21 protein-coding genes are annotated in these 25846 nt (G+C 60.0%); 19 read left to right on the top strand and 2 right to left on the bottom strand.

Annotated features, from left to right (window positions below; genetic code table 11):
- Positions 1-2 precede the first annotated feature (2 nt).
- The 12 genes from sdhC (at position 3) to P3C18_RS15780 (ending at position 14253) form a co-directional block, all read left to right on the top strand.
- Entirely contained in the window at positions 3-389 is a 387-nt protein-coding gene (gene sdhC, locus P3C18_RS15725) for a succinate dehydrogenase, cytochrome b556 subunit (RefSeq protein WP_275962787.1), read from the top strand.
- Positions 383-751, top strand: a complete 369-nt coding sequence (sdhD, locus tag P3C18_RS15730; RefSeq protein ID WP_275962788.1) for a succinate dehydrogenase, hydrophobic membrane anchor protein — start codon at positions 383-385, stop codon at positions 749-751. The genes sdhC and sdhD overlap by 7 nt, the downstream gene beginning before the upstream one ends.
- 3 nt (positions 752-754) lie before the next feature.
- The gene (sdhA, locus tag P3C18_RS15735; RefSeq protein WP_275962789.1) at positions 755-2527 is read left to right on the top strand and encodes a succinate dehydrogenase flavoprotein subunit; all 1773 of its coding nucleotides are present in this window, start codon (positions 755-757) and stop codon (positions 2525-2527) included.
- A gap of 26 nt (positions 2528-2553) precedes the next feature.
- Positions 2554-3261, top strand: a complete 708-nt coding sequence (locus tag P3C18_RS15740; protein WP_275962984.1) for a succinate dehydrogenase iron-sulfur subunit — start codon at positions 2554-2556, stop codon at positions 3259-3261.
- A gap of 247 nt (positions 3262-3508) precedes the next feature.
- On the top strand, positions 3509-6340 hold the full coding sequence (locus P3C18_RS15745; RefSeq protein WP_275962790.1) for a 2-oxoglutarate dehydrogenase E1 component: 2832 nt from the start codon (positions 3509-3511) through the stop codon (positions 6338-6340).
- Between the two features lie 69 nt (positions 6341-6409).
- Positions 6410-7636 (top strand): 2-oxoglutarate dehydrogenase complex dihydrolipoyllysine-residue succinyltransferase, encoded by a 1227-nt coding sequence (odhB, locus tag P3C18_RS15750; protein WP_275962791.1) that lies wholly within the window; start codon positions 6410-6412, stop codon positions 7634-7636.
- A 66-nt stretch (positions 7637-7702) separates the two neighbouring features.
- Positions 7703-9139, top strand: a complete 1437-nt coding sequence (lpdA, locus tag P3C18_RS15755) for a dihydrolipoyl dehydrogenase (protein ID WP_275962792.1) — start codon at positions 7703-7705, stop codon at positions 9137-9139.
- A gap of 208 nt (positions 9140-9347) precedes the next feature.
- A complete protein-coding gene (sucC, locus tag P3C18_RS15760) occupies positions 9348-10514 on the top strand; it encodes an ADP-forming succinate--CoA ligase subunit beta (protein WP_090253289.1) in 1167 nt (388 codons plus the stop codon).
- The gene (gene sucD, locus P3C18_RS15765; protein WP_090242057.1) at positions 10514-11401 is read left to right on the top strand and encodes a succinate--CoA ligase subunit alpha; all 888 of its coding nucleotides are present in this window, start codon (positions 10514-10516) and stop codon (positions 11399-11401) included. The genes sucC and sucD overlap by 1 nt, the downstream gene beginning before the upstream one ends.
- A gap of 299 nt (positions 11402-11700) precedes the next feature.
- Positions 11701-13014: a branched-chain amino acid transport system II carrier protein gene (brnQ, locus tag P3C18_RS15770; protein ID WP_275962793.1), complete on the top strand. Its 1314-nt coding sequence runs from the start codon at positions 11701-11703 to the stop codon at positions 13012-13014.
- 115 nt (positions 13015-13129) lie between these two features.
- Positions 13130-13864: a DUF599 family protein gene (locus P3C18_RS15775; RefSeq protein WP_090253295.1), complete on the top strand. Its 735-nt coding sequence runs from the start codon at positions 13130-13132 to the stop codon at positions 13862-13864.
- On the top strand, positions 13861-14253 hold the full coding sequence (locus P3C18_RS15780) for an MAPEG family protein (protein ID WP_275962794.1): 393 nt from the start codon (positions 13861-13863) through the stop codon (positions 14251-14253). Before P3C18_RS15775 ends, P3C18_RS15780 begins: the two co-directional genes overlap by 4 nt.
- Before the next feature lie 285 nt (positions 14254-14538).
- On the opposite strand, the gene P3C18_RS15785 is transcribed toward P3C18_RS15780, so the two are convergent.
- Positions 14539-14829 carry a hypothetical protein gene (locus P3C18_RS15785; RefSeq protein WP_275962795.1) on the bottom strand — a complete coding sequence of 97 codons (291 nt, stop codon included), beginning with the start codon at positions 14827-14829 and terminating at the stop codon, positions 14539-14541.
- A 189-nt stretch (positions 14830-15018) separates the two neighbouring features.
- On the opposite strand from P3C18_RS15785, the gene P3C18_RS15790 reads away from it, so the two are divergent.
- From P3C18_RS15790 to P3C18_RS15820, 7 genes are all read left to right on the top strand, one after another.
- Positions 15019-15483, top strand: a complete 465-nt coding sequence (locus P3C18_RS15790) for a PaaI family thioesterase (RefSeq protein ID WP_275962796.1) — start codon at positions 15019-15021, stop codon at positions 15481-15483.
- Positions 15480-15926 (top strand): PaaI family thioesterase, encoded by a 447-nt coding sequence (locus P3C18_RS15795; protein ID WP_090253305.1) that lies wholly within the window; start codon positions 15480-15482, stop codon positions 15924-15926. The genes P3C18_RS15790 and P3C18_RS15795 overlap by 4 nt, the downstream gene beginning before the upstream one ends.
- Before the next feature lie 53 nt (positions 15927-15979).
- A complete protein-coding gene (locus P3C18_RS15800; RefSeq protein WP_275962797.1) occupies positions 15980-17233 on the top strand; it encodes an MFS transporter in 1254 nt (417 codons plus the stop codon).
- Between the two features lie 87 nt (positions 17234-17320).
- Positions 17321-19225: a molecular chaperone HtpG gene (htpG, locus tag P3C18_RS15805; RefSeq protein WP_275962798.1), complete on the top strand. Its 1905-nt coding sequence runs from the start codon at positions 17321-17323 to the stop codon at positions 19223-19225.
- Between the two features lie 117 nt (positions 19226-19342).
- Positions 19343-23044 (top strand): PAS domain S-box protein, encoded by a 3702-nt coding sequence (locus P3C18_RS15810; protein WP_275962799.1) that lies wholly within the window; start codon positions 19343-19345, stop codon positions 23042-23044.
- A complete protein-coding gene (locus P3C18_RS15815) occupies positions 23041-24039 on the top strand; it encodes an HD domain-containing phosphohydrolase (protein ID WP_275962800.1) in 999 nt (332 codons plus the stop codon). Before P3C18_RS15810 ends, P3C18_RS15815 begins: the two co-directional genes overlap by 4 nt.
- Before the next feature lie 113 nt (positions 24040-24152).
- Positions 24153-24938, top strand: coding sequence for a dienelactone hydrolase family protein (locus P3C18_RS15820; protein WP_275962801.1), 786 nt, complete (start codon positions 24153-24155; stop codon positions 24936-24938).
- Between the two features lie 40 nt (positions 24939-24978).
- Here the strand turns inward: P3C18_RS15820 and P3C18_RS15825 are convergent, their stop codons facing one another.
- On the bottom strand, positions 24979-25767 hold the full coding sequence (locus P3C18_RS15825; protein ID WP_275962802.1) for a DUF4394 domain-containing protein: 789 nt from the start codon (positions 25765-25767) through the stop codon (positions 24979-24981).
- Positions 25768-25846: the final 79 nt, after the last annotated feature.

Here is a 25846-nt window from a genome sequence, read left to right on the forward strand (position 1 = left end):
GTGTGATAAAAGCCGTGAATAGCCAAAGACCTGTAAACCTCGACCTTAGGACGATCAAACTTCCTATCACTGGCGTTACGTCATTCCTTCATCGTGTTTCTGGAATCATTCTGTTTTTCGGCATTGCCGTGCTGCTGTACGGGCTCGACAAATCGCTGGAATCTGCAGAAGGTTTTGCCGAGGTGAAAGAGTGCTTGACCAGCCCGCTGGCCAAATTTGTGATTTGGGGTCTGTTGTCCGCTCTGCTGTACCACCTGGTGGCCGGTATTCGCCACTTGATCATGGACATGGGCATCGGTGAGACGCTGGAAGGCGGCAAGCTGGGTTCGAAAATCGTTCTCGTCGTGTCGACGATCGTGATCGTGCTGCTGGGGGTGTGGATATGGTAACCAACGTCACGAACTTCTCGCGTTCGGGTCTTTATGACTGGATGGCGCAGCGTGTTTCTGCTGTCGTCCTCGCGGTTTATGTGCTGTTTCTGCTTGGCTTTGTCGTGTGCAACCCGGGTCTGGGCTATGCCGAATGGCAGGCGCTGTTCTCCAATAACGCAATGCGTATCTTCAGCCTGTTGACCCTGGTGGCGCTCAGCGTTCACGCCTGGGTTGGCATGTGGACAATTTCCACCGACTACCTGACGCCAATGGCGCTGGGTAAGTGGGCTACTGTCGTGCGTTTTCTGTTCCAGGCTGCGTGTGGCGTTGCCATGTTCGCGTTCTTCGTCTGGGGCGTGCAGATTTTTTGGGGTAACTGATCCATGACAAGCATTCGCACTCTTTCTTATGACGCCATCATCGTTGGTGGCGGCGGCGCGGGTATGCGCGCTGCACTGCAGTTGGCTCAGGGTGGTCATAAAACCGCAGTCGTGACCAAGGTCTTCCCGACCCGCTCGCACACTGTGTCCGCTCAGGGTGGCATCACCTGCGCCATCGCTTCGGCCGATCCGAACGATGATTGGCGCTGGCACATGTACGATACCGTCAAGGGTTCCGACTATATCGGAGACCAGGACGCTATCGAATACATGTGTTCCGTCGGTCCGGAAGCTGTATTTGAATTGGAACACATGGGTCTGCCGTTCTCCCGTACCGAGCAGGGCCGCATCTATCAGCGTCCGTTCGGTGGCCAGTCCAAAGGCCCGAACAACCCGACTCAGGCTGCGCGTACCTGCGCTGCTGCTGACCGTACCGGTCATGCACTGCTGCACACCCTGTACCAGGCCAACCTCAAGGCTGGCACCTCGTTCCTTAACGAGTGGTACGCGGTCGATCTGGTGAAGAACCAGGACGGCGCCGTAGTTGGCACCATCGCCATCTGCATCGAAACCGGCGAGACCGTGTACATCCGCTCCAAGGCTGTAGTTCTGGCAACTGGCGGTGCGGGTCGTATCTACGCTTCCACCACCAACGCCCTGATCAACACCGGTGACGGCGTGGGCATGGCCCTGCGTGCCGGCGTGCCGGTGCAGGACATCGAGATGTGGCAGTTCCACCCGACCGGTATTGCCGGCGCTGGTGTACTGGTTACTGAGGGTTGCCGTGGTGAAGGTGGTTACCTGATCAACGCCCATGGCGAGCGTTTCATGGAGCGTTATGCGCCGAACGCCAAAGACTTGGCTGGCCGTGACGTAGTCGCACGCTCGATGGTTAAAGAAGTACTCGCCGGCAACGGCTGTGGCCCGGACAAGGACCACGTACTGCTCAAGCTCGACCACCTTGGCGAGGACGTGCTGCACAGCCGCCTGCCAGGCATCTGCGAGCTGTCCAAGACCTTCGCCCACGTTGACCCGGTGGTTGCGCCGGTTCCGGTGATTCCGACCTGCCACTACATGATGGGCGGTGTGCCGACCAACATTCACGGTCAGGCCATCACTCAGGATGCCAACGGCAACGACAAGATCATCGAAGGCCTGTTCGCTGTCGGCGAAGTGGCCTGCGTATCGGTACACGGCGCCAACCGTCTGGGCGGCAACTCGCTGCTCGACCTGGTGGTGTTCGGTCGTGCTGCTGGTATTCACCTGGAAAAAGCGCTGAAAGAAGGCGTGGAAGTCCGTGGTGCCAGCGAAACCGACATCGAGCTGTCGCTCAAGCGTCTGGCGGGCGTCAACGAACGCACCACCGGCGAAGATGTCGCGCCGCTGCGTAAAGAGCTGCAAAACTGCATGCAGAATTACTTCGGTGTGTTCCGCACCGGCGAGTACATGCAGAAGGGCATTGCCCAACTGGCCGACCTGCGTGAGCGGATCGCGACTGTCAAGATCGCGGACAAGAGCCAGGCATTCAACACTGCGCGTATCGAAGCATTGGAACTGCAAAACCTTCTCGAAGTGGCAGAAGCCACCGCGATCGCTGCCGAGGTTCGTAAAGAATCCCGTGGTGCTCACGCTCGTGAAGACTTCGAAGAACGTGACGACGAAAACTGGCTGTGCCACTCCCTGTATATCCCAGGTGAAAAGCGCGTGAGCAAGCGTTCGGTCAACTTCTCGCCGAAGACAGTTCCAGCGTTTGAACCCAAGGTCCGGACTTATTAAGGGTGCCTGATATGTCGCAAGCCAATCTGTTGCAAGTAAGCGTTTATCGTTACAACCCGGAAAAAGATTCTGCGCCGTTTATGCAGGACTTCCAGGTCGACACCGGCGGCAAGGACATCATGGTTCTTGACGTACTGGCGCTGATCAAGGAACAGGACGAGGGTTTCTCCTATCGTCGCTCCTGCCGTGAAGGCGTGTGCGGTTCCGATGGCATGAATATCAACGGCAAGAATGGCCTGGCCTGTATCACGCCGATCTCGGCGGCTGGCCTGAAAGGCGGCAAGCTGGTGGTGCGCCCGCTGCCTGGCCTGCCGGTCATCCGTGACCTGGCTGTTGATATGAGCATCTTCTACAAGCAGTACGAGAAGGTGCAGCCATACCTGCAGAACAACACGCCGGCGCCGGCCATCGAGCGTCTGCAGTCGCCGGAAGAGCGTGAGAAGCTGGACGGTCTGTACGAGTGCATCCTGTGCGCTTGCTGCTCCACCAGCTGCCCGTCGTTCTGGTGGAATCCAGACAAGTTCCTCGGCCCAGCTGCGCTGCTGCAGGCTTATCGTTTCCTGGCGGACAGCCGTGATACCCAGACCGAACAACGTCTGGCGTCGCTGGATGATCCGTTCAGTGTGTTCCGTTGCCGCGGCATCATGAACTGCGTGAACGTTTGCCCTAAGGGTCTCAACCCGACCAAGGCAATCGGCCACGTACGCAACATGTTGCTGCAGAGCGGTACCTGATTCACGGTTGTTTGCTAGACCTGTAACACCTGCGGCGCTGCTTTCAACCCAGCGCCGTAGTTTTAGCCAGGGCTGCTGCTCACAAAGCGGTGGTTCTTAATTTGAAAAATATGACGACCAGCAGGGGCATCCGGGCTGGTGCCCGGACTATCTGCGGGATCCGTAGTGGCTTACCAGTCGCTGCTTCAGGACTGACAGCCATGCGGTTTCTTCGCCGGTGGTGTCCCCTTACCGAGGGTGACCAAGCATGCAAGAAAGCGTGATGCAGCGCATGTGGGACAGTGCCCACCTATCCGGTGGTAACGCTGCCTATGTGGAAGAGCTCTATGAGCTTTACCTGCACGATCCCAACGCTGTGCCAGAAGAGTGGCGCACTTACTTCCAGAAGTTGCCGACTGACGGCAGCGCCGCCACAGACGTATCGCACTCAACGATTCGCGATCATTTCGTCCTGCTCGCTAAAAATCAGCGCCGCGCCCAACCGGTGTCCGCTGGTAGCGTGAGCAGTGAGCACGAGAAGAAGCAAGTCGAAGTGCTGCGCCTGATTCAGGCTTATCGCATGCGCGGCCATCAGGCTGCCCAGCTCGATCCGCTTGGCCTCTGGAAGCGTCCTGTGCCGGCTGATCTGGCAATCAATCACTATGGTCTGACCGATGCCGACCTGGACACCACCTTCCGTACCGGTGGGCTGTTCATTGGCAAGGAAGAGGCTACTCTGCGCGAAATTCGCGATGCGTTGCAGCAGACATATTGCCGCACCATTGGCGCCGAGTTCACCCATATCGTTGATTCCGAGCAGCGCAGCTGGTTCCAGCAGCGCCTGGAAAGCGTCCGTGGTCGTCCACAATTCTCGGTTGAGGTGCAGAGCCACCTGCTTGAGCGCCTGACCGCAGCTGAAGGTCTGGAAAAGTACCTGGGCACCAAGTACCCGGGCACCAAGCGTTTCGGTCTGGAAGGTGGCGAGAGCCTGATTCCGCTGCTCGATGAAGTGATCCAGCGGTCCGGCTCCTACGGCACCAAGGAAGTCGTCATCGGCATGGCCCACCGTGGCCGCCTCAACGTGCTGGTCAACACCTTCGGCAAGAACCCGCGCGATCTGTTCGACGAGTTCGAAGGCAAGAAAACCGAAGGTCTGTCTTCCGGCGACGTGAAATACCACCAGGGTTTCTCCTCCAACGTGATGACCGCTGGCGGCGAAGTGCACCTGGCAATGGCGTTCAACCCGTCGCACCTGGAGATCGTTTCTCCGGTGGTCGAAGGTTCGGTACGCGCCCGTCAGGATCGTCGCAACGACGCGATTGGCGAGAAAGTGCTGCCAGTTTCCCTGCACGGTGACGCGGCATTCGCCGGTCAGGGTGTGGTCATGGAAACCTTCCAGATGTCGCAGACCCGTGGCTTCAAGACGGGCGGCACCATCCACATCGTGATCAACAACCAGGTCGGCTTCACCATCAGCAACCCGCTGGACTCGCGTTCCACCGAGTACTGCACGGACGTTGCCAAGATGATCCAGGCGCCGATCCTGCACGTTAACGGTGATGACCCGGAAGCGGTGCTGTTCGTCACCCAGTTGGCTGTCGATTACCGCATGCAGTACAAGCGTGACGTGGTCATCGACCTGGTCTGCTACCGCCGCCGCGGCCACAACGAGGCCGACGAGCCGAGCGGCACCCAGCCGATCATGTATCAGCAAATCAGCAAACAGCGCACCACCCGTGAGCTGTATGCCGAAGTTCTGACCGCTGCCGCGCGTCAGTCGGCCGATGAGGTGCAGGCCAAGATCGACGAGTACCGCACTGCACTGGATAACGGTCAGCATGTGGTCAAGAGCCTGGTCAAAGAGCCGAACAAAGAGCTGTTCGTCGATTGGCGTCCCTACCTGGGCCATGCCTGGACTGCGCGTCACGACACGCGTTTCGAGCTGAAAACCCTGCAGGAACTGTCCAACAAGTTGCTGGAAATTCCAGAAGGCTTCGTCGTGCAGCGTCAGGTCGCGAAAATTCTCGAAGACCGCCAGAAGATGAGCGCAGGCGCGCTGCCGATCAACTGGGGCTACGCCGAGACTATGGCCTACGCCACCCTGTTGTTCGAAGGCCATCCGATCCGCATGACCGGCCAGGACATCGGCCGCGGCACCTTCTCGCACCGTCACGCGGTGCTGCACAACCAGAAGGACGCCGGCACCCATCTGCCGCTGCAGAACCTTTACCAGGGTCAGCCGCGTTTCGACCTGTACGACTCCTTCCTTTCGGAAGAAGCCGTACTGGCTTTCGAATACGGCTACGCCACCACCCAGCCGCAGTCGCTGGTGATCTGGGAAGCGCAGTTCGGCGACTTCGCCAACGGTGCCCAGGTGGTGTTCGACCAGTTCATTTCCAGTGGCGAGCACAAGTGGGGCCGTCTCTGCGGTCTGACCATGCTGTTGCCGCACGGTTATGAAGGGCAGGGGCCTGAGCACAGCTCGGCGCGTCTGGAGCGTTATCTGCAGCTGTGCGCCGAGCACAACATGCAGGTTGCGGTACCGACCACCCCGGCGCAGATCTACCACTTGCTGCGTCGTCAGGTGATTCGCCCACTTCGCAAGCCGTTGGTCGTATTGACGCCGAAGTCGCTGCTGCGCCACAAATTGGCCATCTCGACCCTGGAAGATCTGGCCGAAGGCTCGTTCCAGACCGTGATTCCAGAGATCGATACCATCGATCCGAAGAAAGTCGAGCGTCTGATTCTGTGCAGCGGCAAGGTTTACTACGACTTGCTGGAGAAGCGCCGCAACGAAGGCCGCGAAGACATCGCCATCGTGCGTATCGAGCAGCTCTATCCGTTCCCGGAAGATGATCTGGCCGAGGCAATTGCCCCGTACAAGAACCTCAAGCACATCGTCTGGTGTCAGGAAGAGCCGATGAACCAGGGCGCCTGGTACTGCAGTCAGCATCACATGCGTCGCGTGGCGACAGCGCACAAGAAAGCGCTGTTCCTCGAGTACGCCGGTCGTGATGCGTCTGCCGCACCTGCCTGTGGTTATGCATCGATGCACGCCGAACAGCAGGAAAAACTCCTGCAAGACGCCTTTACTGTTTAACGCCTTCGCGCAACAGGCGGCCAACTGGGCCGCCTGCTAGAAGAAACCGAATTTAAGGAACCACACATAATGGCTATCGAGATCAAAGCCCCTACTTTCCCGGAATCGGTTGCCGACGGCACCGTGGCCACTTGGCACAAAAAGCCGGGCGATGCGGTCAAGCGCGACGAACTGATCGTCGACATCGAAACCGACAAGGTAGTGATCGAAGTGCTGGCCGAGGCCGATGGCGTCCTCGCGCAAATCATCAAGAATGAAGGCGACACCGTTCTGTCCAACGAACTGCTCGGCACCCTGGGTGAGGGCGGCGCTGCTGCTCCTGCACCAGCCGTTGCTGCTCAGGCTGCTGCACCTGCTGCCGCTGCTCCGGCCGCTGCCGCGGGCGACGATCAGATCCTGTCCCCAGCCGCGCGCAAGATCGCTGAAGAAAACGGCATCGATCCGAACAGCATCGCTGGCACCGGTAAAGGCGGTCGCGTCACCAAGGAAGACGTGGTGGCTGCCGTTGAAGCGAAGAAGAACGCCCCGGCTGCTGCACCTGCCGCCAAGCCAGCCGCACCTGCTGCTGCCGCTCCGGTATTCGCCACCGGCGACCGCACCGAGAAGCGTGTGCCGATGACCCGTCTGCGCGCCAAGATCGCCGAGCGCCTGGTCGAAGCACAGTCCTCCATGGCCATGCTGACCACCTTCAACGAAGTGGACATGAGCGAAGTCATGGCGCTGCGTTCAAAGTACAAGGACCTGTTCGAGAAGAGCCACAACGGCGTGCGCCTGGGCTTTATGTCGTTCTTCGTCAAGGCCGCCACCGAAGCGCTGAAGCGTTTCCCTGCAGTTAACGCCTCGATCGACGGTACCGACATCGTTTACCACGGCTACGCCGACATCGGTGTTGCCGTGTCCAGCGACCGTGGCCTGGTCGTTCCGGTGCTGCGTAACGCCGAGCTGATGAGCCTGGCTGAAATCGAGAACGGCATCGCCACCTTTGGCAAGAAAGCCAAAGACGGCAAGCTGTCGATCGAAGAAATGACCGGTGGCACCTTCACCATCACTAACGGTGGTACGTTCGGTTCGATGATGTCGACGCCGATCGTCAACCCGCCGCAAGCCGCGATCCTGGGGATGCACAACATCATCCAGCGCCCGATGGCCGTGAATGGTCAGGTGGTAATCCGCCCAATGATGTACCTGGCGTTGTCCTACGATCACCGCCTGATTGATGGTAAGGAAGCCGTGACCTTCCTGGTGACCATCAAGAACTTGCTGGAAGACCCGGCGCGTCTGCTGCTGGACATCTAAAAGCCAGTTTCTCCCACGGCGGCCCTTTAACCAGGGCCGTCCGGTTTATTCGAGAAGGAATACGTTATGACCCAGAAATTCGACGTGGTAGTCATCGGTGCCGGCCCTGGTGGCTATGTAGCCGCCATCAAAGCAGCTCAGCTTGGTTTGAAGACTGCATGCATCGAGAAGTACCAGGACAAAGAGGGCAAAGCCGCCCTCGGCGGTACTTGCCTGAACGTCGGCTGCATTCCGTCCAAGGCGCTGCTGGACAGCTCCTGGAAATACCACGAAGCGCACGAAGGCTTTGCCATTCACGGTATCGAAGCCAAGAGCGTGACCATCGACGTACCTGCGATGATCGGCCGTAAGGCCAACATCGTAAAAAACCTCACTGGCGGCGTTGCCACCCTGTTCAAGGCCAATGGCGTGACCCTGCTCGAAGGTCACGGCAAGCTGCTGGCGAACAAGCAGGTTGAAGTCACCGGTTCCGACGGCAAGACGCAGATCGTTGAAGCCGGCAGCGTGATCCTCGCCTCCGGCTCCAAGCCAATCGACATTCCACCGGCCCCGGTTGATCAGGACGTGATCGTCGACTCCACCGGCGCCCTGGAATTCCAGAGCGTACCGAAGAAGCTCGGCGTGATCGGCGCTGGCGTCATCGGTCTGGAGCTGGGTTCGGTGTGGGCGCGCCTGGGTGCTGAAGTGACCGTACTGGAAGCCCTGGACAAGTTCCTCCCGGCGGCCGATGAGCAGATCGCCAAAGAAGCGCTGAAGACCTTCACCAAGCAGGGTCTGAAAATCCGTCTGGGCGCTCGTGTGACCGGTTCGGAAGTGAAGAAGAAGCAGGTAACTGTCAACTTCACCGACGCCGAAGGCGAGCAGAAGATCGTATTCGACAAGCTGATCGTTGCAGTTGGCCGTCGTCCGGTGACCACCGACCTGTTGGCTGCCGACAGCGGCGTTGACATGGACGAGCGTGGTTTCATCTTTGTTGACGACCAGTGCGCCACCAGCGTACCGGGCGTTTACGCCATTGGTGACGTGGTGCGCGGCGCGATGCTGGCCCACAAAGCCTCGGAAGAGGGCATCATGGTTGCTGAGCGCATCGCCGGCCACAAAGCCCAGATGAACTACGACCTGATCCCGTCGGTTATCTACACCCACCCGGAAATCGCATGGGTTGGTAAAACCGAGCAGCAGCTGAAGACCGAAGGCGTTGCCGTTAACGTCGGCACCTTCCCGTTCGCTGCCAGCGGTCGCGCCATGGCAGCCAACGACACCGGCGGTATGGTTAAAGTCATCGCTGATGCCGCCACCGACCGCGTTCTCGGTGTACACGTGATTGGCCCAAGCGCTGCCGAACTGGTTCAGCAGGGTGCAATCGGTATGGAATTCGGCACCAGCGCCGAGGATCTGGGGATGATGGTGTTCTCCCACCCGACGCTGTCCGAAGCACTGCACGAAGCTGCTCTGGCAGTGAATGGCCATGCCATCCACATCGCCAACCGTAAGAAGCGTTAAGACGTTGTTTGTTTGAGCGGATGCCTTCACCGGCGTTGTGTACCGGTGAAGGTGCAGTTCAACAGGAAGAACCACGGCCGACTGCCCGCGTACAGCTCAGGTTCTGCGCGGAACGTCAGCCGGATTGCTGCAGAAGCAGTCACAGGTGGTGCGGCATCACAAGTGCAGCACCGTATGCGCAATACCTAAACGAAGACGGTAGACAAGCATGAATCTCCACGAGTATCAGGGTAAGCAGCTGTTCGCTGAATACGGCCTGCCCGTATCCAAGGGCTTCGCGGTAGACACCCCGGAAGAAGCCGCAGCAGCCTGCGAAAAAATCGGTGGCACCGAGTGGGTCGTCAAGGCTCAAGTCCACGCTGGTGGCCGCGGTAAAGCGGGCGGCGTGAAGCTGGTGAAGAACAAAGAAGACGCCAAAGCCTTCGCCGCCAACTGGCTGGGCAAGCGTCTGGTGACTTACCAGACAGATGCCAACGGTCAGCCAGTGACCAAGATCCTGGTCGAGTCCTGCACCGACATCGCCAAGGAACTGTACCTGGGCGCGGTCGTTGACCGTTCCAGCCGTCGCATCGTGTTCATGGCCTCCACCGAAGGTGGCGTGGACATCGAGAAAGTTGCGCACGACACCCCTGAAAAAATCCTCAAGGCGACCATCGACCCGCTGGTCGGCGCTCAGCCGTTCCAGGGCCGCGAGCTGGCATTCCAGCTGGGCCTGGAAGGTGATCAGATCAAGCAGTTCACCCAGATCTTCGTTGGCCTGGCCAAGCTGTTCCAGGACTATGACCTGGCTCTGCTGGAAGTGAACCCGCTGGTGATCAAGGCTGATGGCAACCTGCATTGCCTCGACGCCAAGATCAACATCGACAGCAACGCCATGTACCGTCAGCCGAAGCTGCGCGCCATGCACGATCCGTCCCAGGATGATCCGCGTGAAGCCCACGCTGCCAAGTTCGAACTGAACTACGTCGCGCTGGAAGGCAACATCGGTTGCATGGTCAACGGTGCTGGCCTGGCCATGGGCACCATGGACATCGTCAACCTGCACGGCGGCAAACCAGCCAACTTCCTCGACGTAGGTGGCGGCGCAACCAAAGAGCGCGTGACCGAAGCCTTCAAGATCATCCTGTCCGACAGCAACGTGGCTGCCGTACTGGTAAACATCTTCGGCGGTATCGTTCGTTGCGACATGATTGCCGAAGGCATCATCGGCGCAGTGAAAGAAGTCGGCGTGAAAATCCCGGTTGTCGTTCGTCTGGAAGGCAACAACGCTGAGCTGGGCGCTAAAGTCCTGGCAGAAAGCGGCCTGAACATCATCGCGGCAACCAGCCTGACCGACGCTGCTCAGCAAGTCGTCAAAGCTGCGGAGGGCAAGTAATGAGCGTCCTGATCAATAAAGACACCAAAGTTATCTGCCAGGGCTTCACCGGCTCGCAGGGTACTTTCCACTCCGAACAAGCCATCGCCTACGGCACCAAGATGGTTGGCGGCGTGACTCCGGGCAAAGGCGGCACCACTCACCTGAATCTGCCCGTGTTCAACACCGTGCGTGAAGCAGTTGAGCAGACTGGCGCCACCGCCAGCGTGATCTACGTTCCGGCTCCGTTCTGCAAGGACTCGATCCTTGAAGCGGCCATGGGCGGCATCAAGCTGATCGTTTGCATCACCGAAGGCATCGCGACCATCGACATGCTCGAAGCCAAGGTCAAGTGTGACGAGCTGGGCGTGGTCCTGATCGGCCCGAACTGCCCAGGCGTGATCACTCCGGGCGAGTGCAAAATCGGCATCATGCCGGGCCACATCCACTTGCCAGGCAAAGTAGGCATCGTGTCGCGTTCCGGCACCCTGACTTACGAAGCCGTTAAGCAGACCACTGACGCCGGTTTCGGTCAGTCCACCTGCGTCGGCATCGGTGGTGACCCGATCCCAGGTTCCAACTTCATCGACATCCTGAAGCTGTTCCAGGAAGACCCGAAGACCGAAGCGATCGTGATGATCGGTGAGATCGGCGGTTCGGCTGAAGAAGAAGCGGCAGCCTACATCAAGGCCAACGTGACCAAGCCAGTAGTGTCCTACATCGCTGGTGTGACCGCTCCTGCGGGCAAGCGTATGGGCCACGCCGGCGCAATCATCTCCGGCGGCAAGGGTACTGCAGACGAGAAGTTCGCAGCCCTGCAAGACGCTGGTGTGAAAACCGTGCGTTCCCTGGCTGACATCGGCAAGGCCCTGGCCGAGCTGACCGGTTGGGAAGTGAAAAAAGCCTAAGGCTTTTTGACCTGAGAAAAGGCCACCTTCGGGTGGCCTTTTTTTTATTGCGGCCAGGGATGAACTGTTGTTGATGCGACAGCTTTTTTCACCAGTCCGACAGCCTGACCTGTGCCAGTGCCGCTGGCGTGTCAATTTCGTTAGGCTTGCAACTATTAGCGCCTGCTCCGTCACAAGCGGCTCAGGGCGCTGCAGTGGCCCCGCTTAACCGGCTAGGTGACGTTTCCCCCGATCCATCGGGAAACCCTCGGAACTTTCGGTTTTTAACTTGCAACTTTCTGCCTGTGGTATTCCCTTCTATGACTCGTTTGAAAGGCTCGGATCTCCTGGCCCTCGGCTTTATGACTTTTGCGCTGTTCCTGGGCGCCGGCAACATCATCTTTCCGCCCAGCGCCGGTATGGCTGCGGGTGAGAACATCGGCCTGGCGGCTCTGGGCTTTCTGCTTACTGGCGTCGGTTTGCCGCTGCTGACCATCGTTGCCCTGGCGCGCGTCGGTGGCGGCATGGCGCTGCTCACCGCACCGCTAGGCAAGCGTGCGGGCGTGCTGTTTGCGGTCGCGGTGTATTTGGCTATCGGCCCTTTGTTTGCCACGCCGCGCACCGCTGTGGTGTCGTTCGAGATGGGCGTCGCGCCGTTCAGCGGCAATAGCAGCACGGCGCTGTTGCTCTACACCTTGGCCTACTTTGCAGCGGTGTTGTTCCTGTCCCTCAATCCTGGGCAACTGGTTGATCGCATCGGCAAGTACATTACCCCGGTGCTGCTGGCGGCGCTGCTGGTATTGGGCGGCGCCGCGCTGCTGATCCCGGCGGGGGAGATCGGTCAGGTTTCGCCGGATTACCAGAGCACGCCCTTTGTGCAGGGTTTTCTGCAGGGCTACCTGACCATGGATACCCTCGGTGCACTGGTGTTCGGCATCGTGATTGCCACCGCAATTCGCGACCACGGCGTGACCGATGGCAAGCTGATTACCCGTTACTCGGTGATCGCTGGCCTGATCGCCGCAGTCGGCTTGTCGCTGGTGTATCTGGCGCTGTTCTACCTCGGCGCAACCAGCCAGGGCATTGCCGGTGAAGCGCAGAATGGCGTGCAGGTGCTTACCGCCTATGTGCAGCACACCTTTGGCACGGCTGGCAGCCTGCTTCTGGCGGTAGTTATCACCCTGGCGTGCCTGACCACGGCTGTTGGTCTGTTGACCGCCTGTGGCGAGTTCTTCAGCAGCCTGTTGCCGGTTTCCTACCGCACGGTGGTTATCACCTTCGGTTTGTTCAGCCTGCTGGTAGCCAACCAAGGCTTGACGCAGTTGATCAGCTTCTCGATTCCGGTGCTGGTCGGTTTGTATCCGCTGGCTATTGTGCTGGTGGCGCTGAGTCTGCTGGATAATCTGTGGTGTTCGCCTGCGCGGGTATTTCGCCCGGTGATGGCCGTGACCTTGGTGTTTGGCCTGGTTGACGGGATTGCCGCAGCCGGCGGCAAGGCGCTGATCCCGAGCTTCTTCAGCCAATTGCCATTGGCCGACCAGAGCCTCGGTTGGTTGTTGCCGGTGCTGCTGACCCTGCTGCTGGCTGTTGCAGTGGATCGCGTGCTGGGTGCGCCGAAAACCGCTGCAGCCTGAGTTCCGCTGTTTAGCTCCCCGTTGTTTACAAAAGGCCGCTCACTGAGCGGCCTTTTTGTTGGCCAGCTGAAAGCCAGGCCTGTCTATAATCGGCGCAGGTTAACAAGGAGTTTGCATGCCAATCAGTGACTACTACCTGCCGCACCTGCTGGCCGTTCTCTGGTTCGTCGTCTGCTGGGCCGGCTACACCCGCTACGCCCAGGCCAAGGGCCGCACCACGCCATGTCTGGCCAGCGTGCTGCACCTGTACCGCGAAGACTGGATGCGCCGCATGCTGCTGCGCGACAACCGTATCGCCGATGCCAACGTGATCGGCAACCTGGAGCGCAACGCGTCGTTCTTTGCTTCCAGCACCCTGATCATCCTCGCCGGTATCCTCACCGTGCTTGGCGCCTCTGATCGCGCGGTGTCGCTGCTGGCCGATTTGCCCTTTGTGCAGGCGGCCAGTCGTGAGCTGTCCGAGGTTAAGTTGCTGTGCTTGGGGGTGGTGTTCGTCTACGCCTTCTTTACCTTCAGCTGGTGCATGCGGCAGTACAACTTCGCTGCCGTGCTGGTGGGCTCTGCGCCGATGGTCGGCGAACGGCATGTGACGGAGCAGGAACGCAAAGCCTTTGCCGAGCGCACCGCGCGAGTGATCTCTATGGCCGCCAACCAGTTCAACCAGGGTTTGCGTGCCTATTACTTTGGCATGGCGACGCTGGCCTGGTTTATCAACCCATGGTTTTTCATGCTGGTCAGCGCAGGTGTGGTATTGGTGTTGTACCGCCGCGAGTTTCATTCCGATGTACTGGAAGTGATGGTCTACACCCAGACCCCGGCGTTCGAATCGCCCAAGGAGAAAAGCGAATGAGCATCCCATTCTGGTGCATCTTTATCAGCGCATTACTGATCTTTATCGCCAAAGCCCCTGTGGCCAAGGCCATGGCGAAGGAGGGTGACGGTCACTACGACAACCACCATCCACGCGCTCAGCAAGCGCGCCTGACCGGCTTTGGCGCGCGTGCCCTGGCCGCGCATCTGAACAGTTTCGAGGCGTTTCCGCTGTTTGCCGTAGGTGTGCTGATGGCCCATGTGACCAATAACCACGGCGTACTGGTGGATATATTGGCGGTGACCTTCGTCGTGGCGCGGGTGCTCTATCTGTTTTTCTACTGGGCTGACCTGCACTGGCAGCGCAGTGTGGTTTGGGTGGTTGGGCTGCTGTGCAGCCTGCTGCTGATGCTGGTTCCGGTGCTTTGATTGCGCCATAAACAAACCCGCCAGTCGGCGTAATGCTGTTCACATAAGGAAAATGCCGCTTCGCCCTTGCCAGGGAAGCGGCATTTCTTTGTGCTCACCACCGTAGGATGGGTGCTAACCCATCAATTGGCTGATGGGTTAGCACCCATCCTACGGCCTGAACCACTGCCAAAGACTTAGAGCGAGGAAGATTTCAAAGCCCGCCGTTCTAGAGGGCGTAAAGCGGCCCCACTTAAATGAACAGCATTGCGCATTAAGCGGGCTTGTTTGTTTTAGCTGGAGGGCTTACTGGCCGTCGACAGCGTCTTTGACTTCATCGCCAGCGTCTTCGATGGCATCAGCTGCATCATTGGCAGCATCTTCGATTTTCTCGCCAGTGGTTGGCTCGGTGCCCATCACTTCATCGGCTTTCTGCTCAATGGCTTCGCCGGTTTCTTCAATGGCATCACCCATGGATTCGATGGCTTCAGCAGCGGATTCCTTGGCCGACTCTGCTTTGTCTTCCGGGGTTTTTTCGCAAGCTGCCAGGCCGAGCATGGCGGCGAGAAGCAGGGCATAGGTGAATGGCTTTTGCACGGTTAGTACTCCTTGTAATGTGGAAATCAATGCCTGGTTTCCCAGCCATGGCCATTAAACAGCGCGGTTTCGCCGAAGTTCCCCATTAATTTGCTGGTGTTCTCATCAGCGGGCTGTCTTCGTGGTGTCGGGCTCTGTGTCAGGGGGTATCATGCTCACCCTTTGTACAGTTGTCCTGAGTCTGAAGTCATGAGCGATTCCCCTATTGTTGCGCGGGCGCAGCGTTTTCTATCGGTCCTGCGTCATTGCCAGGTGCTCGGCATCAGTGTGCACAGCGCCGATGCGCAGGGGCTGATCCTGCGCTTGCCCTACAGCCCGCAGATTGTCGGCAACCCGGAAACCGGAGTGATCCACGGTGGTGCTATCACCACGCTGATGGATACCACCTGCGGCATTTCCACCGTGTGCGTGCTGCCTGAGTTCGAAATCTGCCCGACCCTCGACCTGCGCATCGATTACATGCGCTCGGCCGAGCCGAACAAGGATGTATTTGGTTTCGCCGAGTGCTATCGGGTGACCGAGAACATCATCTTCACCCGCGGCTATGCCTATCAGGACAACCCCGACGAGCCGATTGCCCATGTGGTTGGGGCGTTTATGCGCATGGGTAAGCCCGCCGATCTGCAACGCACTGCCAAGGGGACTGGCCAATGAGCACGCTGAACCTCAACCAACTGGTGCGCGAAGCCCACGAGCAGAACAACTACGACTCATTGATCAGCCTGATTCCCTACGCCAAGTTGCTCGGTATCGAGTGCCTGCGCCTGGGCGATGACATGGTGTTTCGCCTGCCGGCCAACCAGGACAATATCGGTAATCCGACCTTGCCCGCATTGCATGGCGGAGTGATCGCCGGCTTTATGGAGCATTCGGCGATGCTGCACCTGTTGATGTTTATGGGCATTCCACATTTGCCGAAAATCATCGACTTCTCGATAGATTACCTTCGCGCCGGCCATTATCGTGACACCTTCGTGCAGTGCCAGGTGTGGCGCCAGGGGCGTCGGGTCGCCAACGTGGCCATTACCGCCTGGCAAACCAACCAGACCGAGCCGATTGCTACGGCGCGGGCGCACTTTAAGGTCGATGAGCCTTAAGGCAGCCGGGTCTGCGGATAACCCCTCGTTTAACCATCGCTAAGGAATACTGAATGGATGCGCTGCTGATTCTGGGTGGCTTGCTGCTGATACTCGCCGGGTTGGTCTGGCTGGTGATGCGCGCCTTTGCTACCAGCCTGCTGTGGGGCTGGGCCAGTTTCATCCCGCCGTTCACCTTGCTGTATGTGTTGCGCCATTGGCGTTCGGCGCGGCCAGCCCTGGCCTTGGCCAGTTTGGGGATTATTCCGTTGGTGGTCGGCCTGACCTTGCTGGCCAGTCACGATGCGCAGCGTCTGGAGGCCATCCTCAGCCTCAAATGGCTCAAGCCCGAAGTGCAGGCGCCAGCCGAGCTGGCCATCGACCTGCGCGGCCAGTTGAATGGTAGGCCATTCGCGCCGCAACAGGCCGAGTTGCTTGATGGCGTGCTGAGCTTGCGTGAGGGCCAGGATTTCTTCGCCCAGAGCGAGCTGGTGATTCGTCTGCCGAAAGTCGACAAAGGCCCGGTGCGGGTCGATGTGCTGCCGGCCGATGAAGGCATTCTGCCGGAAGTGGAAATCAGCTGGTTACTGCCCGAGCAGGAGTTGCCTGAAGCGCGGCGCTTGAGCCGTGGCTATACCCTGCACCTGGATTTGCAGCCGCTGCCGCCGAACAAGCTCGCCGGTGATTTCCACCTGGTGCTGCCGCCGCAGTTCAAGACCACCCTGAGCGGCAAGCTTGAGCTGTTCCGCAATGGCCTGCGTTATCAGGGCGATAAAGTCGATCGCCAGTTCGACTCGGTCGATACCGTCAGCCATGTGATTCAGGACTACCTGGAGCGCCGCTTTGCCACTCGCCAGGTGCAGTTGCAGCCCATCGGTAATCTGAACTTCCCACTGCAGAGCCTTGATCTGAACGTCCAGGCGCGGATCAATGGCGAGCTGCAACAGTTGCCGATCCTGCTGCAGAAACAGGAGCAGCGTGGCTGGCACGTTGCTGCCGATAGTTTTCCGCCATTGCCTAGCGCWGTGGCGCCGGCCGTTGCCGAGGCCAAACCGGCAGCAGTGGCGGCGGTCGCTCCGGAGCGCGTCAGCCGGCCTCTGGATCGACGCGTGCGCTTCAGCCTTGACGGCTTGCTGYGCAGCCCCAACCGCTATGCAAACCTCAGCATGCGCGCGACCACCGAGCGCGGTAACAGCGCCGAGGGTCGCTTCCACGGTATCGACCAGGACGGCCGGATCATTCTGCGTCAGCGCATGAGCGGGCAGGGCGAAGTCAGCTACAGCCTGCTGCCGGAAGAGATTACCCGTATCGAGTTGCTTGAGCCTTAAGCCAAGCACTTGAAATCTCACAACATGCCCCCACCTGTATGACATCCGCCGCGCTGCGGCTTCGTCAACAACGTGGAGTAAGAGAGCATGAGTGTGGAAACTCAAAAAGAAACCCTGGGCTTCCAGACCGAGGTGAAGCAGCTGCTTCACCTGATGATCCATTCGCTGTATTCGAACAAGGAAATCTTCCTTCGCGAACTGATTTCCAACGCATCGGATGCCACCGACAAGCTGCGTTTCGAAGCGCTGGCCAAGCCTGAGCTGCTGGAAGGCGGCGCTGAGCTGAAAATCCGCGTCAGCTTCGATAAGGACGCCAAGACCGTCACCCTCGAAGACAACGGCATTGGCATGAGCCGTGAAGACGCCATTACCCACTTGGGCACAATCGCCAAGTCCGGTACGGCTGACTTTATGCAGCACCTGACCGGTGACCAGAAGAAGGATTCGCACCTGATCGGTCAGTTCGGTGTGGGCTTCTACTCGGCCTTTATCGTTGCCGACAAGGTTGATGTGTTCAGCCGCCGTGCCGGTAGCCCGGCCAGCGAAGGCGTGCACTGGTCGAGCAAAGGCGAGGGCGAGTTTGAAGTTGCCACCGTTGAAAAAGCCGAGCGTGGCACCCGTATCGTCCTGCACCTGAAAGCCGCCGAAGACGAGTTCGCCGATGGCTGGCGTCTGCGCAATATCATCAAGAAGTATTCCGACCATATCGCTTTGCCTATCGAACTGCCGAAAGAATCCCATGGCGAAGAGAAGGACAAACCCGCCGAAGTCGAGTGGGAAACCGTCAACCGCGCCAGCGCCCTGTGGACCCGTCCGCGTACCGAAATCAAGGACGAGGAATACCAGGAGTTCTACAAGCACATCGGTCACGATTTCGAGAACCCGCTGAGCTGGAGCCACAACAAGGTCGAAGGCAAGCTGGAATACACCTCCTTGCTTTACACCCCGGCCCGAGCGCCGTTCGATCTGTATCAGCGTGAAGCGCCGCGTGGCCTGAAGCTCTATGTGCAGCGCGTATTTGTCATGGATCAGGCTGAGTCGTTCCTGCCGCTGTACCTGCGTTTTATCAAGGGCGTGGTCGACTCCAACGACCTGTCGTTGAACGTCTCCCGTGAAATCCTGCAGAAAGATCCGATCATCGACTCGATGAAGTCGGCGCTGACCAAGCGCGTGCTGGACATGCTGGAAAAACTGGCGAAGAACGAGCCTGAGCACTACAAGAGCTTCTGGAAGAACTTCGGCCAGGTGCTCAAGGAAGGTCCGGCGGAAGATTTCGCCAACAAGGAGAAGATCGCCGGCCTGCTGCGCTTTGCCTCTACTCGTACTGAAGATGGCGAGCAGAGCGTTGGCCTGGGCGAGTACATCGGTCGCATGGCTGAAGGTCAGGACAAGGTTTACTACCTCACCGGCGAATCCTACGCCCAGGTGAAGAACAGCCCGCACCTGGAAGTGTTCCGTAAGAAAGGCATCGAAGTGCTGCTGCTCACCGACCGTATCGATGAGTGGCTGATGAGCTACCTGACCGAGTTCGACGGTAAGCATTTCGTCGACGTGGCCCGTGGTGATCTTGACCTCGGCAAGCTGGATTCGGAAGAAGACAAAAAGGCCCAGGAAGAAGTTGCCAAGGCCAAAGAAGGCCTGGTCGAGCGTCTGAAAACCGCACTCGGCGAGCAGGTTGCCGAGGTGCGCGTATCCCATCGCCTGACCGACTCGCCGGCGATTCTGGCCATTGGCGAGCAGGACCTGGGCTTGCAGATGCGCCAGATTCTTGAAGCCAGCGGGCAGAAGGTGCCGGATTCCAAGCCGATCTTCGAATTCAACCCGAGCCACCCGCTGATCGAGAAGCTGGATGCCGAGGCCGATGAAGACCGCTTTGCCGACCTCAGTCATATCCTCTTCGACCAGGCTGCCCTGGCCGCAGGCGACAACCTGAAGGACCCGGCCGCATACGTGCAGCGTTTGAACAAGCTGCTGGTCGAACTCTCCGCCTGATCTGCGTAAACCCCAAAAAGCCCGCGAAAGCGGGCTTTTTTGTCGGCGTTTGATTGACAGGCCGGGCAGGCTCGTTTGTCATGCTGTCATTGCGCCACTGGTGCGCATGCACAACCGATGCAGTCTTGGGGTGGTATGCAGTTTCTTGATCAGTTGTTTATCGCCAGTGCCGATCCCAGTGTTCTGATTCTCAGCAACCATGATCCGCTACTGGTGCTGATGTCGCTGTGCATTGCCGTGTTCACCTCGGGCATGGCTCTGCAACTGGCCGGTGTGGCCCGTGACAGTGATACAGCCTGGTGGCGGCACGTCACCATCGCCACAGGTTCGCTGGCCCTGGGGGCTGGTATTTGGGCGATGCACTTTATCGGCATGCTGGCGTTTCAGCTGTGCGCCGAAGTACGTTTTGATCTCGACGTAACCCTGTTGTCGATGCTGCCGAGCCTGGCGGCGTCCTGGGTGGCCCTGACTGTGTTGGCACGGCGCAACCTGAACCTGTTGCAGCTGTGTATCGGCGGGGTGCTGGTGGGCGCGGGGATTGGCGCGATGCACTACAGCGGCATGGCCGCGATGCAGATGGCGCCGCTACTGCGCTACGACCCCTGGATGTTTGCCCTGTCGATTCTGGTGGCGGTCGGTCTGGCCATTCTTGCCCTGTGGGTGCGCTTTGGTCTGGAGGGGCGCTTGCCGGCGCTCTGGGCCTTGTTGATTAGCGCACTGGTGATGGGCCTGGCGATCAGTGGCATGCACTACACCGGTATGGAGGCGGCTCGCTTTGTTGGCGTGGCCGAGTCTGCGCAGCCGATTGCCATGGTCGACAGCCTGTACCTGGGCAGTGCGATTTCGCTGATCACCATTGCCCTGACGGTCTTTGTGGTGGCGGCCAATGCGCTGCTACGCTATCGCCGCCTGAGCCTGCAGCTGCAGGCCAGCGAGCAGCATCTACGCTCGATCTTCGATACCGCGCTCGACTCGATTTTGACGGTCGACCATGCCGGCATCATTCGCTCGGCTAACCGCGCCGCTACCCGTCTGTTGGGTTGGCAGCCGGATGAGCTGGTCGGTTTGCCGATCCGCCGTCTGCTCAACGAGCACGATGGCAACCTCTATGCGGCGCATCTGCGCAACTACCTGGACAGCGGCACTCTGGCATTGTCGGGCGCCGAGCAGGAGTTGCATTGCATTGCCAGCAATGGCCAGGCCAAGCCGGTGCGCATCAGCGTCGGGGTAACCCGCTCGGGCAATCAGCCGCTGTTCGTGGTGTTCGTCAACGACATCAGCGGGCGCATCCAGATGGAGCAGGCGCTGCGTGAGAGCGAACAGCAGTACCGCTCGCTGATCAGCAATATCCCCGGGGTTTCCTTCCGCTGCCTGCTGGATGACGACTGGACCATGCTGTTTGTCAGCGATGCAGTGCAGGTGCTGACCGGCTGGAGTGTTGACGACTTCATCAGCAAGCGCCAGTCGATTGCTGCGCTCTATCACCCGGACGATTACCAGCCAGTGGCGGAGCAGGTGCTGGCCGCCATCGAGCAGCGGCGCAATTACACCGTCGAGTACCGTTTGTTCGACCGCGATGGCAAGGAACACTGGATCTGGGAAAGCGGCAGTGCCGTGTGTGATGAGCAGGGCATACCACGCTGGATCGACGGTGTACTGCTCGATCAGACCGAAAGCAAACTGCGTAACGCCGAGTACGAAGGCAAGGTCAACGCCATTAGCAAGGCCATGGCACTGATCGAGTTTGACCTGCACGGCCATGTGCTGGAGATCAATGACAACGCCCTGGATCTGTTCGGTTATCAGCGTGCCGAAGTGATCGGCCAGCACCACCGCCTGTTCTGCGACCCGCTGTATGCCGACAGTGACGACTACCGGCTGTTCTGGGCGGCGTTAGGCAATGGCCAGTTCTCCGCCGGGGAATACCGGCGTATTGCCCGCGGTGGGCGTGAGGTGTGGATTCAGGCGACCTACAACCCGATTCTCGATACCGATGGCAAACCCTTCAAGGTGGTCAAGCTGGCCACTGACCTCACGCCGCGTCGCCTGATGGAGCAGGAAACCCGCGCAGCCCGCGACCGTGCCGAGGCGGCAGCGGCGGCGCGCAGCAGTTTCCTGGCCAATATGAGCCATGAGATTCGCACGCCGATGAACGCCATTATCGGCTTCACCGAGCTGCTGATCGGCACGCAGTTGGCCGATGACCAGCGCCGTCATCTGCAGACCGTGCAGCAGGCTTCACGCTCGCTGCTCGGCTTGCTCAATGACATCCTCGATACCGCCAAGCTCGACCGGGGCGCGATTGAGCTGGAAGACCTGGATTTCTCCCTGCGCGAGCTGTGCGAACAGGTCTGCGCCACCCAGCGTCTGGCGGCAGAAAACAAGGGCCTGGCGTTGCAGCTGGAGTACCCGGCGCAGCTGCTGGAGTTCTTCCGTGGCGATGCCCTGCGCCTGCAGCAGGTGTTGACCAATCTGCTGGGCAATGCAGTGAAATTCACCGCCCAGGGCCGGGTTTGCCTGCGCGTGCAGGGCGAGGTCGGCGCGATTCGTTTGATCGTCGAAGACAGCGGCATCGGCATTGCTGCCGACCGCCTGGAGAAAATCTTCGAGCCCTTTGCCCAGGCCGATGCCTCGATGAGCCGGCGTTTTGGCGGCACGGGGCTGGGCACCACCATTTCGCGGCAGCTGGTCGAGCTGATGGGCGGGCGCTTGCGCGTGGAAAGTACCCTGGGCGAGGGCAGCCGCTTTATCGTCGAATTGCCCCTGCGTGCCGGTCAACGCCTGGCCCCACAGGTACGCCAGGCGCTGCCGCAACTGGCGGCATTGCACATTCTGGCCGCCGACGATGTGCCGCAGAACCTGGAGCTGTTGCAGCTCAACCTGCAGCGTCTGGGTCATCAGGTCACGTGCGTGGCTGATGGGCAGGCGGCAGTTGAGGCCTATATCAGTGGCCGCTTTGATCTGGTGCTGATGGATGTGCAGATGCCCCTGGTCGACGGTCTGGAAGCGTCCCGGCGTATCCGTGCGCTGGAGGCCACTCAGCAGCGTGCGCCCATCCCGATTATCGCCCTGACGGCCAGCGTGCTGGATCAGGACCGCCAGGCCGCGTTGGATGCCGGGATGAACGGCTTTGCCTCAAAACCCCTCGATTTACCGGCTTTGCTGGCGGAAATGGCGCGTCTGCTGGGCGTGGCTCAGGGCCACGGGGGCGTCGAGAACACTGCAGCGGCAACGACCGGCTTGTTCGACTGGCAGCGCGGCACCAGCCTGTGGGGCGGGCCGGTGCAGATGAGTCAGGCGATTCAACGCTTCCTGAGTGAGCAGGGCGCCCTGGTCGAGCAGTTGAACAGCATGCTGGAGAAGAATGACTGGGATACCGGGCGCAGCCTGGCGCACCGTTTCCGCGGCGCGGCGGCCAATCTGGCGTTGACCCATTTGTCCGGTCTAGGGCTGGCAATCGAGCAGGCGTTCAACCAGCGCGAGGGCCTGCATTTGCGCAGCCTGCTGCTGGAGTTGTCACGCGCCCTGGCGGCTGTTGCCGAGGCCCTGCCGCTGGTGCCGGATGCGATCACCCAGACGCAGACCCAGGATAGCCAGCAGCTGCGGGCAGCGCTGCTGCGTTTGCAGCAAGCCGTCAGCCGTGGCGGGCTGGATGATCAGGCGCTGGCTTACCTGAGCCTGGGGCTGCAGGGCGCGCAGCAGAAAGAGGCTCTGGCGCGTATGCGCCAGGCGCTGGATGATTTTGACTTTGACCTGGCGCAGCAGTCGCTTAGCGAGCTGCTGCAGCAGTTGCATGATGAGGAAAGCCAGACACCATGATCACCCCAGTCGATGTTCGGCCGCTGCTTTTACTGGTCGACGATGAGGCCACCAACCTGCAGGTGCTGCGGCATATCCTGCAGGAGGACTACCGCCTGCTGTTTGCCAAGGACGGCGGCAAAGCCCTGGAAATGGCCGAACGTGAGCGACCGGACCTGATCCTGCTGGATGTGATGATGCCGGGCATGACCGGCTATGAAGTGTGCCAGGCACTCAAAGCGCAGCCCCAGTTGGAGGCCATTCCGGTGATCTTTGTCACCGCGCTGGCCGATGTTGAAGATGAGGCGCGCGGCTTCTCGGTGGGGGCGGTCGATTACATCACCAAGCCGGTCAGCCCGCCGATCGTGCGCGCTCGGGTGCGCACGCACCTGTCGCTGGTGCGCATGGATGAACTGCGCCAGACCCGCCTGCAGATCGTTCAGCGCCTCGGCATGGCCGCCGAGTACAAGGACAACGAGACTGGCCTGCACGTGATTCGCATGAGCCATTTTTCCAAGGTGCTGGCCCTGGCCGCAGGCTTTAGTGAAGCGGCTGCCGAAGAGCTGCTTAACGCTGCGCCGATGCACGATGTCGGCAAGATCGGCATTCCCGATGCGGTGCTGCGCAAACCGGGCAAGCTCGATGAGGAGGAGTGGGCGGTGATGCGCCAGCACGTCGAGATCGGTGCGCGGATTATTGGTGAGCATGCTTCCGGCCTGCTGCGCACGGCGCAGCGCATTGCTCTGTCGCACCACGAGAAGTGGGACGGTACGGGCTACCCCAATGGCCTGAGTGGCGAGGACATCCCGCTGGAAGGGCGCATTGTGGCGATTGCCGATGTGTTTGATGCACTGACCAGCGTGCGCCCCTACAAGGCGGCCTGGTCGGTTGAAGATGCAGTCGGCCTGCTGCAGGAGGAAAGTGGTCGGCATTTCGATCCGCAGCTGGTCGAGCTGTTTATTCAGCAGCTGCCTTTGATCCTGGAAATCAAGGAGCGCTGGGCAGAGCAGGGCTAGGCGGTAACAGGCTGAAACCTTTGCGGCTGCTCCAGGCGGCGCCCGCGCTTGGTCATCACGGCGCTGCGGACTATGGTTGTGGCTGCGCTTAATCCATCCAGAGGAGCCTCGCCATGTCCACGAAATCCCTGTTGCCACTGCTGTGTGCCGGCATGATCGGTTTTGCTGAAGCCGCCGTGGTGGTCAAACCGGTGCCTTATGAAATCGATGGTGAAGCCTTCGAAGGCCTGCTGATCTACGACGATGCGGTGACCACGCCGCGCCCAGGCCTGCTGATGGTGCCCAATTGGCTGGGCGTTACCGAGGATTCGGCGAAGAAGGCCGCCCGCGCCGCTGGCGATAAATACGTGGTGTTTATGGCCGATATGTACGGCAAAGCCGTGCGTCCGACTAATGCCGATGAAGCCAAGGCCGCTGCAACCCTGGTGCGCAGTGACCGGCCGCTGATGCGCAAACGTGCGCAAGCTGCGGTGGAGGTGCTCAAGGCGCAAACTGCGCAGGTGGCGCTGGATGTCAGCAAACTGGGGGCGATTGGTTTCTGCTTCGGTGGCGGTGCGGTGTTGGAGCTGGCGCGTTCCGGCGCTGATTTGAAAGGTTTTGTCTCGTTCCACGGCAACCTGGATACGTCCAACCCGAATGACGCGCAGAACATCAAAGCACCGGTTCTGGTGCTGCATGGCGCGGATGATCCGGCGGTGCCGCAGGAGCAGGTCGATGGCTTTATTGCGGAAATGAAAGCGGCCAAAGCCGATTGGCAATTGGTCAGCTACGGCGGCGCGGTGCATTCCTTCACCAGCCCGGTGGCCAATGTGCCGGGGCGCAATGAATACCACCCGGTGGTCGCCGCGCGTGCCTTCAAGGCCATGGATGATCTGTTTGCGGAAACCTTCGCCGATTAAGGCGTAGCGGGAAGGCCGGGTGGCCTTCCCGCGTCCGCACTTATTCCGGCAGTACGGCGATATCGATGATATTGCCCGGCAGATCGGTGATCTCACCCAGGGTGGTCGGTTTGCCCGTGGCCAGGTCCAAGGTATGCAGCGTGGTGCCGGTGAGCAGGTAGGCGGTGTTGCCGCCCTTGCCGTCGCTGGCGATATCTAGGGCCGCATTCTGCAAACCATCAACGATCTTGCCCACGGCTTGCTGAACGCCATCGTTCGGCGGGTTCTGCAGCATCAGGCTGCTGCTGGCCAGGTCGACGTTGTACAGCGCGGTGGCCTGAGCGCCAGCGTAGGCATTGCTATAGGCACCGGCTACCACCTGGGCGCTCTTGCCGGCGTAGGGGCCTTCTGCGGCGTAGGCCACCGAACCGTCTACAACCACTTCACCTGTTTCGACATTGACCCGGAAGCTGGTGCCATCGGCGGCGAGCATGCGCAGTTTGTCGGCGACCGGATTGAAGTCGATGACCGCCTGACCGCTGCCCGGCAGCTGCTTGTTCAGGCTGGCAACCTTGCTGGCTGCGCCTGTAGCCAGGTCCAGGGTGTAGAGCTGATGATCGTTGCCCAGCGCATAGAGCATGCCGTTGGCCGGGCGTACATCGATGCCGCGCAACGGGCTTGGGCTGCTGGCGGGCATGCTTGCGGTGATTTTCTGGCTGGCGCTGTCGATCTTGAACAGCTGACCGTCGGCACCCAGGGCCAGTAGGGTCGCTGCGCTGGCAGTGCCGGCGGCGAGGCTGAGGGTGGCAGTGGTAACGGCAGCGGTCAGCAGGGTATTGAGGCTGTTCATATGCGTTCTCTCATCTGTGGTTATCCAGCATCGATGCAAGGCCGGGTAAAGCCCGCCTTGCAGGTGCCTCGATGAAACA

Source organism: Pseudomonas sp. 1928-m, from assembly GCF_029269135.1.
In the GTDB taxonomy this organism is placed as follows: Bacteria; Pseudomonadota; Gammaproteobacteria; order Pseudomonadales; family Pseudomonadaceae; genus Aquipseudomonas.

Coding starts and splice junctions, on each gene's coding strand:
- sdhD (WP_275962788.1), top strand. CDS start 383: ATGGTAACCAACGTCACGAACTTCTCGCGTTCGGGTCTTTATGACTGG.
- sdhA (WP_275962789.1), top strand. CDS start 755: ATGACAAGCATTCGCACTCTTTCTTATGACGCCATCATCGTTGGTGGC.
- P3C18_RS15745 (WP_275962790.1), top strand. CDS start 3,509: ATGCAAGAAAGCGTGATGCAGCGCATGTGGGACAGTGCCCACCTATCC.
- odhB (WP_275962791.1), top strand. CDS start 6,410: ATGGCTATCGAGATCAAAGCCCCTACTTTCCCGGAATCGGTTGCCGAC.
- lpdA (WP_275962792.1), top strand. CDS start 7,703: ATGACCCAGAAATTCGACGTGGTAGTCATCGGTGCCGGCCCTGGTGGC.
- sucC (WP_090253289.1), top strand. CDS start 9,348: ATGAATCTCCACGAGTATCAGGGTAAGCAGCTGTTCGCTGAATACGGC.
- sucD (WP_090242057.1), top strand. CDS start 10,514: ATGAGCGTCCTGATCAATAAAGACACCAAAGTTATCTGCCAGGGCTTC.
- brnQ (WP_275962793.1), top strand. CDS start 11,701: ATGACTCGTTTGAAAGGCTCGGATCTCCTGGCCCTCGGCTTTATGACT.
- P3C18_RS15775 (WP_090253295.1), top strand. CDS start 13,130: ATGCCAATCAGTGACTACTACCTGCCGCACCTGCTGGCCGTTCTCTGG.
- P3C18_RS15780 (WP_275962794.1), top strand. CDS start 13,861: ATGAGCATCCCATTCTGGTGCATCTTTATCAGCGCATTACTGATCTTT.
- P3C18_RS15790 (WP_275962796.1), top strand. CDS start 15,019: ATGAGCGATTCCCCTATTGTTGCGCGGGCGCAGCGTTTTCTATCGGTC.
- P3C18_RS15795 (WP_090253305.1), top strand. CDS start 15,480: ATGAGCACGCTGAACCTCAACCAACTGGTGCGCGAAGCCCACGAGCAG.
- htpG (WP_275962798.1), top strand. CDS start 17,321: ATGAGTGTGGAAACTCAAAAAGAAACCCTGGGCTTCCAGACCGAGGTG.
- P3C18_RS15810 (WP_275962799.1), top strand. CDS start 19,343: ATGCAGTCTTGGGGTGGTATGCAGTTTCTTGATCAGTTGTTTATCGCC.
- P3C18_RS15815 (WP_275962800.1), top strand. CDS start 23,041: ATGATCACCCCAGTCGATGTTCGGCCGCTGCTTTTACTGGTCGACGAT.
- P3C18_RS15820 (WP_275962801.1), top strand. CDS start 24,153: ATGTCCACGAAATCCCTGTTGCCACTGCTGTGTGCCGGCATGATCGGT.
- P3C18_RS15825 (WP_275962802.1), bottom strand. CDS start 25,767: ATGAACAGCCTCAATACCCTGCTGACCGCTGCCGTTACCACTGCCACC.